The organism is Flavobacterium frigoris (genome assembly GCF_900111075.1).
Taxonomy (GTDB): domain Bacteria; phylum Bacteroidota; class Bacteroidia; order Flavobacteriales; family Flavobacteriaceae; genus Flavobacterium; species Flavobacterium frigoris.
This window is the reverse complement of record NZ_FOFZ01000008.1, coordinates 38,248-52,806: the sequence shown is the minus strand read 5'-3', so window position 1 is coordinate 52,806 and position 14,559 is coordinate 38,248. Positions and strand designations below refer to the sequence as shown.

Genomic DNA, 14,559 nt, shown 5'->3' with positions numbered 1-14,559 from the left:
AGATATGCGATAAACAATATCCGTTGCTACACCTTCTCCTTTGGAGAGGGCTGGGTGCGGACATTTTATAGTTGTATTGTTGTACAAATAGTATCGTCGTTTTGTAACATGCTATGGTGGCCAATTCGTATTTTTTGAACTCCTTTAGACAAGCTATTGAAGCAATTATCTAGTTTTGGAATCATTCCTGAATGAATGGCTTTTTCTACTTTTAATTTCGAATATAATTCGGCATTCATATTTAAAATTACAGAGGAATTATCTTCTGAATCGAATAAAACGCCTGGTTTTTCAAAACAATAATTCAAAGTCACCTCAAATACTTCTGACAAGGCAATGGCTAATTCACTTGCAATAGTATCCGCATTTGTATTTAATAACTGCCCATTTTTATCATGGGTTATCGCACAAAAAACAGGAACTATTCTGCTAGAAAGTAAAGTTTCTAGTAGGGGCGTATTCACTGATTTCACATCGCCTACAAAGCCGTAATCGATGGTGGGATGGTTCCTTTTGTCAGACTGAATTAAATTTCCATCCGCTCCAGAAAATCCCATCGCATTAGTATTATGTGCTTGTAATTGAGCTACAATGTTTTTATTGATTTGCCCAGCATAAATCATTACTACCACATCAAGCATAGGCGCATCAGTGATACGACGTCCGTCAATCATTTGTGGAACTAAACCAATGCTTTGAGCCATTTTTGTCGCTGACTTTCCCCCGCCATGAACAAGTATTTTATAGCCTTCAATTTTGGAGAAATAAGTTAGAAACTGTTGTAGCTCTTTGGGATCATCAATAATGTTTCCACCAATTTTTATTACTATAACGGATTTTTTATTGCCCATTTTTTAATATTTTTTGCAACACTAATTGTACGGCATAGGTTCTATTGTTGGCCTGTTCAATTACAATTGAATTTTCGCTGTCTAGTACTTCATCGGTAACAATTACATTACGTCTAACTGGTAAACAGTGCATGAACTTGGCTTTATTAGTCAGTTTCATTTTATCTGCTGTTACTGTCCAATCTGGATCACTATTAGTGATTTTTCCATAGTCTTTATAGCTACTCCAGTTTTTAGTATAGATGAAATCGGCATTTTCAAATGCTTTATTTTGATCGTATTCAATCTTCGAATCTTTTGTAATTTCTGGATTCAATTCGTAGCCTTCAGGATGCGTAATGACAAAGTCTGCATCTTGCAACTGCATCATTTCCACAAAGGAATTGGCTACAGCCTGAGGTAAAGCTTTAGGGTGTGGTGCCCAAGATAAAACTACCTTTGGTCTGTGTGCTGTTTTGAATTCTTCCATGGTAATCGCATCAGCAAGAGACTGCAAAGGATGTCCTGTTGCGGCTTCCATATTAACGATAGGCACAGTGGCATATTTTAAAAATCCAGCCATTACGGTTTCGGCATTGTCTTTTTCTTTGTCTACCAATCCAGCAAAAGCTCTAATAGCGATGATATCACAATATTGAGACACTACTTCTGCAGCTTCTTTTATATGTTCAGAAGCGCCCTGATTCATGACAGCTCCATCTTCAAATTCCAGTGTCCAACCTTCATTTGTGAAATTCATGACCATGACATTCATACCTAAATTTAGAGCCGCTTTTTGTGTACTTAATCGTGTTCTTAAACTTGGATTAAAAAACAACATCCCTAAAGTTTTGTTCTTTCCTAGTTTTTTATTTTTAAGCGGTTGGCTCTTAATTTTAATTGCCGACTTTACCCATTTAGAGAGTGAGTCGATATCTTTTATTGAAGTGTAATTCATAATAGGTTTTATTAGACACTGATTAAACGGATTCGCTATCGCGAAGACACGGATAAGAGCAGATTTTTTTAAATGCTTTATGTTTTTCTTTTGCGCTACTCAAGGCGCAGATTTATTTTTTTCTATTGTTTTTAAATATTTTTCTTTTAAACTCTGATTTTTTGCCAAAATTGAGAAGCAAACCTACTTCGCAATCTGTGCTTCTTAAGTAATTCAAAATTTGGTTTTCAAAATCTTTAACAATATAATCTACTGCTTTTAATTCAAGAATAATTAATTTCTCTACTATTAAATCAGCATAATATTCACCAACTTCAGTCCTTTGTAGTAAACTTTGATTTTCTTTTGAGCTTCAACTTGATATCCTTTATTTTTCAATTCTAAATACATTGAATTTTGATACACTTTTTCCAAAAATCCATATCCTAATTCGCTATAAACTTCGTAGAAAGTTTTAACAATAGCATCTGTTAATCTTTGATGTAGTAATTCCATATTTTAAAATCTGTTTTTATCAGTGTTTTCGCTGTAGCGAATCCACGTTATCCGCGTACCATTTTTCGTTACACGATCTTTGTAAACGGAATGCTGTTGTTTATCGCATTCAAAATGAAATTATCATTTAAACCATTTACAATCCAAGTCTCGATATTGGCTGCTTTAGCAATGGCCGCCGCTTCGATTTTAGATTGCATTCCACCAGTTCCTTGCGATGATTTGTCATCACCTACTTCTTTTTCAAGACCTTGTAAGTCTGTAACTAAAGTAATGGTTTCAGGTACTGTATCGTGTATAGATGATTTAGTGTAAATTCCATTTGTATTAGTTGCGATAATTAGTATATCCACTTTTAATAAAACGGCAGCTAGAGCGGCTAATTTATCGTTGTCACCAAACTGAATTTCATCTGTGGCTACGGTATCATTTTCATTAATAATCGGAATGTAATTGTTCTCGACTAATACATTGATTGTATTGACAATATTGACTTTTGATTGGTCTTTTTCAAAGTCGGAATAGGAGAGTAGACACTGCGAAGTAAGCAATCCTAAATCACTGAAGTTCTCATGGAAGATCCGCATTAAATGAGGTTGTCCAATAGAAGCCAAAGCTTGTTTAACTACTATTTCTTTGCCTTTACTTTCCAGTTTTACAAACTGTTTTGCTGCAGCGATAGCACCTGAACTTACAATGATAAATTCGTATTCTTCGTTTAAAGCGGCTATTTGCATTCCAATATCCTCAATCTTTCCTCTCGAAATATGATTGGTTTCTCTGGTTAGTGTATTTGTACCTATTTTTAGTAATATTCTTTTTTTAGCCATGATTTTTATTTAACCAAATAGGTTTCTATGTGTTTTCTTTTAACCGCAAAGGGCTCAAAGATTCTTTTATCCTTTTTTATCTACAAAAACGCAAAGTTCGCAAAGCTTTGTGTTAGTATTTTTTCCTTATTTCCAATTACTATTTTCTTAGACTGATTACTGAACACTAAACTAAATACTGAACACTGATTACTGCAAACTACCTAATCTGTCCTTCCCCGTAAATATACCATTTATTGGTAACTAGGTGCTGCAATCCTATTGGTCCTCTTTGATGCAATTTATCAGTACTGATGGCAAGTTCACCACCAAGACCCAATTGACCGCCATCAGTAAACCGAGTTGATGCATTATGATACACTGCTGCCGTATCTACGTTTTCCATGAATTCCTGCGCTACAGCATCATTTTTCGTGATGATAGAAGCCGAATGTCCGCCACAATATTTGTTTATTTTTTTAATTGCTTCTTGATCAGAATTGGTAACTCCAATGACGATTTTGTAATCTAAGAACTCCTCATACCAAATCAAATCAGATTCAATTTCTTGTACTCCGGTCGCTTTTGCAACAGTATCATCTCCTAGTACCGTAACATTAAATAGTTGAAGCTCTCTGATAATTTGCTTGGCAAAAATTTCCCAATTTGGTAAATTTGTATCAATAAGTACTTTGTCTAAAGCATTACAAACAGAGATGTTTGATGTCTTTCCGTTGATGATAATAGCAATAGCTTTTTCAATATCCGCTTCAGCATTTACATACACAAAATTATTTCCTCTACCACTTACAATTACTGGGCAAGTAGCGTGTTTCTTAACAAAATTAATTAGGTTTTCACCACCACGAGGAACAATTAAATCGACTTTTTGTGTTGGCTTTTCAAGAAATACTTGCGTTTCTGTTCGGTCATAATTCAAATATTCGACCCAAGAAGTAGCAACATTATTATCTGTTAAGGCTTGATGCCAAAGACTGACAATTTTTAAATTAGAAAGTAGTGATTCTTTTCCGCCTTTAAGCAAAATCTTATTTCCTGATTTGAATGCTATTCCGCCCGCTTCAACAGTAACATCTGGTCTTGATTCATAAATGATTAAAATAGTTCCAAAAGCAGCTGTTTTATTACTGATTTTTAAACCATTATCATGCGTAAAATTAAAACGCACTTGCCCCACAGGATCTTCTTGGCTGGCTAGTTGTTGTAAAGAAAGAATCATTCCGTCAATTTTAGCATCATCAACGAGCAAGCGTTTCTCCATAGCCAAATCATCACCAGAATAGTTGGCAAGATCTTGCTGGTTTGTGGTTTTTATAGCTGTTCTTTCTTGTTCGAGAAGCACAGCCATTCGACTTAAAACGGCATTTCTTTTGTCTATTGGTAAAATTTGACTCATGATTATTATTTTAGTTCCACTAATGATTCTTGCAAAGCCACAATAAAAGTATCAATTGCGGCTGTTGTAATTGTTAAAGGAGGAAGAATTCTTAATAGGTTTTTATTATTAGCTCCACCAGTGAAAATGTGTTTTTCGATTATCATCTTTTTTCTCAAAGCGCTTACGTCAAAATCAAATTCAACTCCTAACATTAATCCTCTTCCTTTGACTTTGATAATTTCAGGAATCACTTTTATTGCTTGCATAAAATAGGCTTCTACTTTTTTTGCGTTTTCCATCAAATTCTGGCTTTCGATTACCTCTAAAACGGCAATACTTGCGGCACAGGCCAAATGACTTCCACCAAAAGTAGTTCCTAGTAAACCGTAACTCGCTTGAAAATGAGGAGCAATTAGAATTCCACCGATTGGAAAGCCGTTACCCATTCCTTTTGCCATACATATAATATCAGGTTTGATGTCATGAAATTGATGTGCAAAGAACTTCCCGCTTCTTCCAAAACCAGATTGTACTTCATCCAAAATTAAAACAACATCATTCTCCTTACACACTTTTTCTAAAGCTTGAAAAAACACGGTCGTTCCTTGGTCTAAACCACCTACACCTTGAATAGGCTCAATGATTACACAAGCGACATCTCCTTTTATCAATTCGGCTTCCACCAAATCAATTTCGTTCAAAGGCAAGAATGTAACTATTTGTTGTGCGTTAATAGGTGCAACAATCTTTTTATTATCGGTTGTTGCTACCGCTGCAGAAGTACGCCCATGAAAAGCATTGTGAAAAGAGACTACTCTGGATTTATTGGTATGAAAAGAAGCCATTTTTAAAGCGTTTTCATTGGCCTCAGCCCCAGAACTGCATAAAAACAAACTGTAATCTGTATAACCCGAAAGTTTTCCTAGTTTATCTGCCAGCTCCACTTGCAACGGATTCTGAATTGCATTCGAGTAAAAACTCAAATTATCCAGTTGGGCCTTTACTTTGGCTACATAATATGGTTGTGTGTGTCCTATAGAAATTACTCCGTGACCAGAGTATAAATCTAAATATTCGATTCCTTTATCATCTGTAATAATACAATCTAATGCTTTTACTGGAGTGATAGGGTATAATGGGTAAACGTCAAATAAGTTCATTGTGTGTGTGTATAAAAGTTTAAGGTTTGAAATTTCAAGGTCGTGTTAACCTGAAACTTGAAACAAATTTTTAGAATCCGCTTGGTTTCAAGTGCAATCCTGTAGATTCTTCTAATCCAAACATTAAATTCATGTTTTGGATGGCTTGTCCTGATGCGCCTTTTACTAAATTATCAATTATTGAAGTAATTAGTACCCGGTTTCCTTTTTTCATTAAACTAATGATGCACTTATTCGTTTGTACTACTTGTTTCAGATTGATGTTTGTATTGGTAACGGTTACGAAAGGTTGGTCTTTATAAAAAGCTTCATATTTCGCAACCAGATCTTCTAAACTTTCTTCTACAGTAGTATAAAGCGTAGCAAAAATTCCTCTTGCAAAATCTCCTCTGTTAGGCACGAAAATCAATTCGTTTGTATAATCAGCTTGTAATTGATTCACACCTTGGTTAATCTCACCTAAATGCTGATGATCGAATGCTTTGTAATGCGACATATTATTTGATCTCCAACTGAAATGTGTAGTTTCTGATGGGCTAACTCCTGCGCCAGTACTTCCCGTTGTAGCATTGATATGCACATCGTTATTTAATAGTCCGTCAGCTGCAAGCGGTAATAAAGCCAATTGGATAGCCGTAGCAAAACAACCTGGATTTGCGATATAGTTGGCGTTTTTAATATTGGCTTTATTCAGTTCAGGCAAACCGTAAACAAATGATTTTCCTTCAAATTGGTTGTCTTTTGTCAATCTGAAATCATTTCCTAAATCGATGATTTTAGTATGGCTGGCAAATTGATTTTGTTCTAAAAACTGAATCGATTTTCCATGACCCAGACACAAGAAAACTACATTGACATTCGGGTTTACCGTATCAGTAAAATTCATTTCAATATCACCCATCAAATCATGGTGCGCCACTGATAAAGGTTTACCTGCATTTGTAGTGCTGTAAACAAAATCAAGTTTTGCTTTAGGGTGAAACATTAGAATTCTAATTAATTCTCCTGCCGTATATCCTGAACCTCCTATTATTCCAACATTAATCATAATATCTATTTTTTAAAACATTTTTTGTTTAAACCATTAAGGAATTAAGGAAAATTAAGTTGAATGAAACTTAATTGCGTAATGGTATAAACAGATTGTAAAAAGTTTCTGTGTAAAACGAAACTTCCTTATTAGCCCCGATTGCAGTGAAAATCCTTTTACTTTTTTTCAAAAAGGAAAAGATTGCAACGGAAAGCGGGACGGAATTTCCTAAAGAGCAAAATGTTTCTGCTCCTTATAAAAAGCCTTAATTTACTCGTAAGTTTCATTGTTTACAGACGAAAATATGTTTTGGGCATTTCCAAGTATCTTGATAAATCCTTTTGCATCATCAGATGTCCAAGCATTGTTCATTTCACCGTATTGTCCAAAACCGGTATTCATCAAATCGTTATCTGATTCAATTCCGTCAAGCGTAAAGTGATATGGTTTTAAAGAAACGATCACTTTCCCGTTTACTGTTTTTTGAGTGTCTTCAAGAAAAGCTTCAATGTTTCTCATCACAGGATCAAGAAATTGTCCTTCATGAAATAACATTCCGTACCAGTTTCCTAGCTGCTCTTTCCAGTATTGTTGCCATTTACCAAGAGTATGTTTCTCTAGTAGATGATGTGCTTTTATAATAATTAATGGAGCAGCAGCTTCAAAACCAACTCTTCCTTTAATTCCAATAATAGTGTCACCTACGTGCGTATCTCTACCAATAGCAAAAGCATTTGCTAATTTTTCAAGAATTACAATATTATCAATAGGTGACTTTTTTATATTGTTGATTTCCACCAATTCTCCTTTTTCAAAGGTTAAGGTCACTTTTTCTTCTCCTTCTTTCTGTAATTGCGAAGGATAGGCATCATTAGGAAGTGGTTGATTTGATGTTAAAGTTTCTTTTCCGCCAACACTTGTTCCCCAAAGCCCTTTGTTGATAGAATATTGTGCTTTTTCCCAAGAATAGTGTACCCCATTTTTTGATAAATAATCCACTTCTTCTTGTCTTGATAGTTTCAAATCTCTGATGGGAGTAATGATTTCAATTTCGGGAGCGATGGTGTGGAAAATTAAATCAAAACGAATTTGGTCATTTCCTGCACCCGTACTTCCATGAGCAATTGCAGTTGCACCAACTGATTTTGCATATTTTATAGCTTCAATAGCTTGAAAAACACGTTCAGCACTTACGGATAAAGGATAGGTATTGTTTTTCAATACATTGCCATAAATTAAATACCTGATTGCTTTGTCATAATATTGATCTACAATGGTTAGGTTAGCGTGTTTTGCGCTTCCTAATTCGTAGGCTCTTTCTTCAATTGCTTTTAATTCGGCATCATCAAAACCTCCAGTATTGATTAATACGGTGTGAACTTCATATCCTTTTTCGTTTTTTAAATACTTAAGGCAATATGAGGTGTCTAAACCTCCACTATATGCTAATACAACTTTTTTCATTTTTTTGAGCTATTATGGGCTATTGGCTTTAGGCCTTTAGCAGATTATATTTTTTGTTTTATTCTAAATTAGTCTTCTAAGAAAAGGGCTTGTTTGATTTTTTTCAATCGGTTCCAAATCCGTACATTAAAAGGGTGCTTTGGTGGAACTTTCGCTTTTTCCTTCGGGTCATAAAGCATTCCAGTACACAAACACATTTTGTTTTCTTTACTTTTTAGAATTTCATAATTAGTACAGGTTTGACATCCTTTCCAAAAACTTGGATCCGTAGTCAATTCAGAAAATGGCACGGGTTTGTACCCTAGTTCAGAATTGATTTTCATGACGGCAAGACCCGTTGTGATTCCGAATACTTTAGCATTTGGATATTTTTCTAACGAGTAATCAAAAACCTTGGATTTAATTCTTTTGGCCAAACCTAAATTTCTGTAATCGGGATGTACGATCAATCCTGAATGTGCGACATAGTTGCTGTCTTGCCAACTTTCGATATAACAAAAGCCTGCAAAAGTACCATTGTCTAAAGCGATAACGGCATCCTGATTTTCCATTTTTTTTAGGATATATTCAGGAGTTCTTTTGGCAATCCCCGTTCCTCTCAATAAGGCAGATGATTCTATAGTATCGCAAATAACTTGTGCGTACTTGAAATGCTCTTCCTGGGCTATAATAATAGAGATGTTCATTACAAGAGTTGAATTTTTGAGTTAAAAAATGATTTGTAAGTTAGTTTTGAAATACATTCTTTGCTTCCTTGAATAAAAAAACTAAAATACGAATTTATAGTCCAATAAGCTGAATAACAATAGAATAATATAAATGGTATACTGATTTTGGAAAATACTATTCCAATAGAAAATAAATGTGATTTCAAAACGAAAAAATAATAAATGAATAAAAATATTTACAAAACAACTTTGGAAACTATACTAATAGCGTCCGTACTTCGGGTGAAGTAGTAGGTTTGATTGTCCGTGAGATTGGATTAATATTTACAATTGTATTATTCATTAGTGCAAAAGTACACTATTTTTCATAGCAGAATACTTATTTTACATTTTCTAACAAAATTTTAATTCTTTGTTGAATTTTAAAAAAAAACTCCTTGAGAAATATGGTTCTCAAGGAGTTTTGTTATTCGTTTAATTTCTAAATGGATTCCTGCTTATTATCTCTTTTATTTTCAATTTTAAATCTTCGGCAGTATCATAAACCATCTGCTCATTGGTTGGAAAAAGCAACCTATTATTATCAAAATACGAAGCGTAATTATCGTCTGAGGCGCGCTTGTCTCCTTTGTATTTAGAGTAAATATTTTCAAAGATATTTTCGGCAGTCAAAGGAAATGATTTTAGAAGACGGTTGTCTTGGTAACTAACATAATCAACAATAGCTGTAATTTGGCACGATTTAAACTGTCTGAATTCATAAATACGAATGGTTACATCTCTAAAATTATCTACCATGATTACTTTACCATCCTTGTCTAAGACTTCTTTTCCCCTATCGTCTAACAGTTTCTTCGAACCCTCTTTTACTTTACGTTCTTTTACAAATTCTTTCTCATTGATTTGCTCCGGTGAAATGTATATTTGATTGAAACGAATAAGCATTCCGTAATCATACTTAATGCCTTTTTGCTTAGAGGAATGGTAGACTGTCCATTTATCATTTAATCCGTAGGTACTGAAGTCCAATAGATCATTTTGTAAACGGGCAGGTATAATCATATTGGTTTGGTTAATTGTTTCCACCATGACATAATCAGAACCTTTGAAGAGTGCATTGTCCATAAGACTCAAAACATCTTTATAATTAGGGTTTATCTGATTCAAATATCCTAAATCATCATACGCTTTCCGGAAATTCATTTTATTGTCGGTTAATAACAACTTTTTTGAATTAGCATATAAATACGCAGAAAGGGCATTTTTACTATCAATGATTTGGTCATTATAATTGTCAAAAGGAAATATTGCATTTCGCCCTTCTCTAATCAATCCCAAAGGAAGTACTGGTTTAATTTTTTCCTGACGCGAGTTGAGTTGCAGATACATATTGTACATTTTTTCCAGCTTGACAGGATTTGCATCTTTGGCCAATAAATTTATAGCGTTCAAATCGCGCTCTTTGGCTTTAGCAAAAGCTTCTTCTAGTAAATAGATGTAATCCTGTTTTCCTTTTTTTTCTTTGTTGGTACGCAAGTTAGAAACTGCTTTATTTATTGCCGCATCGTAATTACCGGAACTTAATAAGTTTTGAGTACTCTTTACACCGCATGCTGCAACAAGGATAATAAAAGAGAGTAGGAGTAAAGATTTTTTCATATTTAATAATTTTAGACAAATATATTTTTTTAAAATTCAAAACTCAAAATAATACCGAAAAAAAAGAACCATCAAAATTCAATTTGATGGTTCTACTGTTTGAATAATAATTAAGCCCCTTTTTTAATAAAAGTATTGATTTGTATTAGTGAGCTCCACCCACTTCAATATCGTGACCAATTCCTTGTTTTTGCAATATTCCTATTACTTTCCATCCAAAGAAAGCCAAATATCCAAAGCACAAAACAGGAATAATATACGAAGCATGGATTCCTATTATATCAGAAAGTTTTCCTTGTAATGGGGGAATAATCCCTCCACCCAGAATCATCATTACTAAGAATGCTGAACCTTGAGAGGTGTATTTTCCTAAACCAGCGATAGCTAATGAGAAAATAGAAGGCCACATAATACTACAAAATAATCCACCGCTCATAAATGCAAAAATAGCGACAGTTCCAGTAGTTGATAAACCAATAATCATGGCAATCATACCCATTAATCCAAAAATCATCAATGTTCTTGCAGGTCTGTCTTGACCTAAGAAAAAACCAGCTATTTGAAAAACGATAACAAAGGCATAAGCATATAAAGGCGTCACGTCTTGTCCACTGATGTAATTTACAAATAGAACTACTCCAAAGGCAACATAAGGAACAACAATAAGTAAAATTTTCTTTAATTTATTAGAAGGATTAAATACTGAAATCGCACCAGCCCAACGTCCGATCATTAAGCTTCCCCAGTACATAGAAATATAAGGAGCTAAAGCAGATCCTGTAATTTGACCAAATAAATCAGTCTTTAACAACTCACCTAAATTACTTCCGATAGTTACCTCGACACCTACATAGGTAAAGATACCTAACATACCTAAAACCAATTGTGGGTATTTCATTGCTCCCCATCCTTCTGGATTTTTTTGAGCTGTAGTATTAGCAAACAAAAGACCTAAAACAACAACAAGTAGTGTTGCAACGGTTAACCCTAATCCTAAATAATCTTTCTCATTATTATCTATAAAATGAGCAATAAATTGAGGGTCTTCATAACGTGAAAAAATATAGGCAAATATTCCAACTAATACTAAAGTAATTGCGATTAGCGTTTTCATTGCTTTGTTTGCCGTTTCAAATGAAGAATCACTTTTTCCCGACGGTAATTTTTTTGAAAAATAAAATAAGGCTGCAGCCAATAGGAATAAGCCTCCAACAAACACATATAGAATTCTCATAGAATCCAATGAATTTGCTTTTTGTGCAAACTCTTCGATACTAACACCAGATATCACACCAAATAAAGCAAAAGAAACAACTATCGGTCCTATAGTAGTTCCTAATGAGTTGATTCCGCCTGCAAGGTTTAATCTGCTTGATGCCGTGTGAGCTTCTCCTAGTGAAGCTGCAAAAGGTTGTGCAGAAGTTTGCTGCAATGAAAAACCTAAGGCAACAATAAATAAGGCTCCTAATATAAACAAATAACTCCCTTGAGTAACAGCTAATATCATTAATACTGCTCCAAAAGTACTAATCAATAATCCATATATTATTCCCTTCTTGAATCCCCAACCATTCAAAATGTCTTTTTTAGCTAGGCTACTAAATACAAAAAGAAGTAATGCGCCAATATAATAGGCACCATAAAATGCAAAATCAATTAGCTGACTTTGAAATTGATCTAAACCGAACTTGGCTTTGCAAAAGGGAATGAAAACACCGTTTGATGCTCCAATGAATCCCCAGAAGAAAAACACCGTGATGAGCGTGTATAACGCGGAATTATTTGACTTAGTTTGTTCTGTACTCATAGTGGTAAATTGGTTAATTTTTTATATGTAAAATTTCAATTTTGGTAATTGAAAGAGCGTAAATATATTTGTTACTCAAATTAAAAAAAAACAATTTCGAATAAATCTTATTATAATTATAGAATAATTACTTTTTGTTATAAAAGCATGATTTTTTTTCAATTTTTTCTCTTATTAACATCTTATCGAATAGAATTAATTTCTAATAAAGACTTGAAATTACACTTTTATTAACTTAACCGAAGATTTATTTGGTAAAACAACGGTACTTATAACGAGTCGAAATTTTCATACCTTTATGATTCAGTAATAAACAAAACAATATGAAAAGTAATTTTAACAACAAGCCAGAGATCAGCTATGAAAGCCCCGGTAAATTTGAAGACACGCGGTTTGAAAAGATCCATAACGTAATTTTCAAAAATGCTGCACAAGCATCTATGATTGTTGCTAAAGAAATTGCTGACTTAATTAAATCCAAACAACAGAAAAAAGAAAATTGTATTCTTGGCTTGGCTACAGGCTCTTCGCCCATAATGGTATATGAAGAATTAGTGCGGATGCATAAAGAAGAGGGGCTTAGTTTTAGAAATGTAATTACTTTTAATTTGGATGAATATTATCCGATGCGAATAGACAATAACAAAAGCTATCATTATTTCATGCACCAACATCTTTTTGATCATATTGACATAAAGCTGGAAAACATCAACATACCAGACGGAACCGTCTCTATTGAAGAAATAAAGCAGTATTGTATCGATTATGAAATCAAAATAAAAAATTCGGGAGGACTTGATTTTCAGTTGTTAGGTATAGGACGTACTGGACATGTAGGATTCAATGAGCCAGGATCGCATATTAATTCTGGAACCCGAATTATTACTCTGGATCATATTACACGTGTCGATGCTTCGTCTGATTTTAACGGTACTGACAATGTTCCCAAAAGAGCAATTACCATGGGTGTTTCCACTATTTTACAATCCAAGAGAATTGTTTTGATGGCTTGGGGACAAAACAAAGCCGATATAATCAAAAGAACAATTCAGGAAGACATCAGCGCTGAAGTTCCCGCTTCGTTTTTGCAAAATCATCCGAATACCACTTTTGTTTTGGACCAATCGGCAGCATCAGAATTGACCCGATTTAAAACACCTTGGTTGGTTGGTGACTGTATTTGGACTCAAGAATTGAAGAGTAAAGCTATTGTTTGGCTGTGTCAAAAGACGGATCAAGCAATTTTAAAGCTGACCGACAGAGATTATAATAATAACGGAATGTCTGATCTCTTGGCGCAAGAAGGATCTGCGTATGATTTAAATATTAATATGTTTAATGTATTGCAACGTACCATAACGGGATGGCCGGGTGGAAAACCCAATACAGATGACACCTATCGGCCGGAACGAGCGAGTCCAAGTCAAAAAAGAGTAATCCTTTTTAGTCCTCATCCGGATGACGACGTGATTTCGATGGGAGGTACTTTTTCGAAATTGATAAAGCAAGGTCATGATGTCCATGTCGTATATCAAACCTCTGGAAATATTGCAGTTACGGACGATGAAGCCTTAAAATTTGCAGAAGTGGGGAATGATTTTGTTGGAATGGGCACTGCTGAAATTAATTTTGCTTCAGTAATCGAGTTTTTAAATAACAAAACGGAAAATCAAGTTGATTCAATAGAAGTTAGAAAGCTAAAGGGATTAATAAGGCGCCGAGAATCTTTCGGTGCAACGAGGTACATTGGATTGCAAGATAAAAACATTCATTTTTTAGACATGCCTTTTTACGAAACAGGGCATATAAAGAAAAAGCCAATAAGCGATGAAGATATTACTATTGTCGCTGCTATTATCGCAAAAATAAAACCACATCAAGTTTTTGCAGCAGGAGATTTAGCAGATCCACATGGTACACATGAAGTTTGCTTGAATGCCATATTTGCGGCAATGAAACAATTAAAACCCCAATCATATATGCATGATTGCTGGTTGTGGTTGTATCGCGGTGCTTGGCATGAATGGGAACTTCATGAAATCGATATGGCAGTACCGTTAAGTCCAGACGAAGTGCTGTTAAAAAGGCACGCTATTTTGTACCATCAGTCCCAAAAGGATATGGTGATGTATCAAGGGGATGATTCAAGAGAATTTTGGGTAAGAGCCGAGGACCGCAATAAACATACCGCCACGCTTTATGATAACTTAGGGCTACCTGAATATGAAGCCATTGAAGCTTTTAAACGATTTGATTATTAAAAAAACAAAAAATTAAACG

Annotated in this window: 11 protein-coding genes and 1 pseudogene; 1 reads left to right on the top strand and 11 read right to left on the bottom strand. The window is 34.4% G+C overall.

The annotated features are described in order from the left end of the window. Positions 1-65: 65 nt before the first annotated feature. The 11 genes and pseudogenes from argB to BMW63_RS11585 all read right to left on the bottom strand — a co-directional run bounded on the left by argB (position 66) and on the right by BMW63_RS11585 (position 12,279). Positions 66-851, bottom strand: coding sequence for an acetylglutamate kinase (argB, locus tag BMW63_RS11635; protein ID WP_074723645.1), 786 nt, complete (start codon positions 849-851; stop codon positions 66-68). Further along, positions 841-1,788, bottom strand: coding sequence for an N-acetylornithine carbamoyltransferase (locus tag BMW63_RS11630; protein WP_074723644.1), 948 nt, complete (start codon positions 1,786-1,788; stop codon positions 841-843). The genes argB and BMW63_RS11630 overlap by 11 nt, the downstream gene beginning before the upstream one ends. Positions 1,789-1,900: 112 nt before the next feature. Next, positions 1,901-2,283: pseudogene (locus BMW63_RS11625) on the bottom strand (GxxExxY protein). A 68-nt stretch (positions 2,284-2,351) separates the two neighbouring features. Beyond that, positions 2,352-3,113, bottom strand: coding sequence for a glutamate 5-kinase (gene proB, locus BMW63_RS11620; RefSeq protein WP_074723643.1), 762 nt, complete (start codon positions 3,111-3,113; stop codon positions 2,352-2,354). Positions 3,114-3,312: 199 nt separating this feature from the next. Then, positions 3,313-4,509, bottom strand: coding sequence for a glutamate-5-semialdehyde dehydrogenase (locus BMW63_RS11615; RefSeq protein WP_074723642.1), 1,197 nt, complete (start codon positions 4,507-4,509; stop codon positions 3,313-3,315). A 5-nt stretch (positions 4,510-4,514) separates the two neighbouring features. Further along, the gene (locus BMW63_RS11610) at positions 4,515-5,651 is read right to left on the bottom strand and encodes an aspartate aminotransferase family protein (RefSeq protein ID WP_074723641.1); all 1,137 of its coding nucleotides are present in this window, start codon (positions 5,649-5,651) and stop codon (positions 4,515-4,517) included. A gap of 70 nt (positions 5,652-5,721) precedes the next feature. After that, positions 5,722-6,699, bottom strand: a complete 978-nt coding sequence (gene argC, locus BMW63_RS11605; protein WP_074723640.1) for an N-acetyl-gamma-glutamyl-phosphate reductase — start codon at positions 6,697-6,699, stop codon at positions 5,722-5,724. Positions 6,700-6,951: 252 nt separating this feature from the next. Further along, positions 6,952-8,145, bottom strand: a complete 1,194-nt coding sequence (locus tag BMW63_RS11600; protein WP_074723639.1) for an argininosuccinate synthase — start codon at positions 8,143-8,145, stop codon at positions 6,952-6,954. Positions 8,146-8,213: 68 nt separating this feature from the next. Then, positions 8,214-8,831 (bottom strand): GNAT family N-acetyltransferase, encoded by a 618-nt coding sequence (locus tag BMW63_RS11595; RefSeq protein WP_074723638.1) that lies wholly within the window; start codon positions 8,829-8,831, stop codon positions 8,214-8,216. A gap of 456 nt (positions 8,832-9,287) precedes the next feature. Beyond that, positions 9,288-10,472, bottom strand: coding sequence for a hypothetical protein (locus BMW63_RS11590; RefSeq protein ID WP_074723637.1), 1,185 nt, complete (start codon positions 10,470-10,472; stop codon positions 9,288-9,290). A 145-nt stretch (positions 10,473-10,617) separates the two neighbouring features. Continuing rightward, positions 10,618-12,279, bottom strand: a complete 1,662-nt coding sequence (locus tag BMW63_RS11585) for an MFS transporter (RefSeq protein WP_074723636.1) — start codon at positions 12,277-12,279, stop codon at positions 10,618-10,620. 323 nt (positions 12,280-12,602) lie between these two features. Between BMW63_RS11585 and nagB the strand changes: the two genes are divergently transcribed. Beyond that, positions 12,603-14,540: a glucosamine-6-phosphate deaminase gene (gene nagB / locus BMW63_RS11580; protein WP_074723635.1), complete on the top strand. Its 1,938-nt coding sequence runs from the start codon at positions 12,603-12,605 to the stop codon at positions 14,538-14,540. The last annotated feature ends 19 nt before the right edge of the window (positions 14,541-14,559 follow it).

What these genes read in the sequence shown, in the direction of transcription:
- argB (WP_074723645.1), bottom strand. Translation starts at nt 851, where the DNA reads ATGGGCAATAAAAAATCCGTTATAGTAATAAAAATTGGTGGAAACATT.
- BMW63_RS11630 (WP_074723644.1), bottom strand. Translation starts at nt 1,788, where the DNA reads ATGAATTACACTTCAATAAAAGATATCGACTCACTCTCTAAATGGGTA.
- proB (WP_074723643.1), bottom strand. Translation starts at nt 3,113, where the DNA reads ATGGCTAAAAAAAGAATATTACTAAAAATAGGTACAAATACACTAACC.
- BMW63_RS11615 (WP_074723642.1), bottom strand. Translation starts at nt 4,509, where the DNA reads ATGAGTCAAATTTTACCAATAGACAAAAGAAATGCCGTTTTAAGTCGA.
- BMW63_RS11610 (WP_074723641.1), bottom strand. Translation starts at nt 5,651, where the DNA reads ATGAACTTATTTGACGTTTACCCATTATACCCTATCACTCCAGTAAAA.
- argC (WP_074723640.1), bottom strand. Translation starts at nt 6,699, where the DNA reads ATGATTAATGTTGGAATAATAGGAGGTTCAGGATATACGGCAGGAGAA.
- BMW63_RS11600 (WP_074723639.1), bottom strand. Translation starts at nt 8,145, where the DNA reads ATGAAAAAAGTTGTATTAGCATATAGTGGAGGTTTAGACACCTCATAT.
- BMW63_RS11595 (WP_074723638.1), bottom strand. Translation starts at nt 8,831, where the DNA reads ATGAACATCTCTATTATTATAGCCCAGGAAGAGCATTTCAAGTACGCA.
- BMW63_RS11590 (WP_074723637.1), bottom strand. Translation starts at nt 10,472, where the DNA reads ATGAAAAAATCTTTACTCCTACTCTCTTTTATTATCCTTGTTGCAGCA.
- BMW63_RS11585 (WP_074723636.1), bottom strand. Translation starts at nt 12,279, where the DNA reads ATGAGTACAGAACAAACTAAGTCAAATAATTCCGCGTTATACACGCTC.
- nagB (WP_074723635.1), top strand. Translation starts at nt 12,603, where the DNA reads ATGAAAAGTAATTTTAACAACAAGCCAGAGATCAGCTATGAAAGCCCC.